Consider the following 935-nt stretch of genomic DNA (forward strand, 5'->3'; position numbering starts at 1 on the left):
TTTCTTGCATTTTTCAAACAGCTTATTGATTCCAATGCTGCGGGACTTTGTATTGAATTAGGAACCTATATACCTTGCATTCCGGAAGAAATAATAGAGTTAGCTGACTTACATCATTTCCCTTTAATTGTTTTTTATAATAAGGTGCGTTTTGTAGATATCACTCAAGAATTACATACTCTTTTAATAAAAAAGCATTACCAAATGATCTCCGATTTAGAAGATTATTCAAATCGGTTAAACCAATGCTTCTAACATCGAATCCGCAGCAGAAAATTTTAAAGTTACTGCATGATTATTTAAAGATGACGGTTCTTTTTATTCCAAATCAAGGTGAAACCCAAATAGTGTCCAAAAAAACGCTAAAAGAACAAGAGAAAATCCTTCACTTCTTGAAAGAAAAAACTATACAAAGACATATGAATATCCCTCATCAATCCATACAATCCTTGAATCAGAAACTAGCCGATTTAATGATCATCTCTGAATCGGATTCAATTACCGAATTTGAATCACTTATTTTAGACCGCAGTGCGACAGCGCTGGTACAAAACATTTTACCTGCATTATATGTTGAGGAGCGAAGAAAAACTGAAGAAGAACAAATATACAGACACCTCCCGGATTTGGAATCAGCTCTTAAATCAAATGGATGTGTCGTTTTACTCTCTAAAACCGATCAATTAGATTAGAAGGATTCAGATATTACCCATTTGAAAATCTTTTTTTGTTCTATTTTCCAATCCCAAGGCTTCTTTCTTTTATCGACTATCAGGAAAAACCAACTCATTACTATCTTATTGAATAAACGAAAAAGCGAGGATTGGAAATCCAGAATCGAAGCAGGAATCCATCAAGCAATAGAATTTGCGGTTACTGCTTATGATTATTTAATTACTTCTAAAACATGATAGAGTATGCTGAAACCCTCCATC

The 935-nt window shown here is 33.5% G+C and carries 2 protein-coding genes; both read left to right on the forward strand.

Features of this window, described 5'->3' with window-relative positions; all coding sequences use genetic code 11:
- A partial coding sequence (locus V7083_RS06065) for a PucR family transcriptional regulator ligand-binding domain-containing protein (RefSeq protein ID WP_335476417.1) occupies positions 1–255 on the forward strand: 255 nt, incomplete at its 5' end.
- Positions 256–347: 92 nt separating this feature from the next.
- Positions 348–692: a hypothetical protein gene (locus tag V7083_RS06070; protein ID WP_335476419.1), complete on the forward strand. Its 345-nt coding sequence runs from the start codon at positions 348–350 to the stop codon at positions 690–692.
- The last annotated feature ends 243 nt before the right edge of the window (positions 693–935 follow it).

Source organism: Bacillus sp. JJ1764 (assembly GCF_036962145.1).
Lineage (GTDB): Bacteria > Bacillota > Bacilli > Bacillales > Cytobacillaceae > Neobacillus.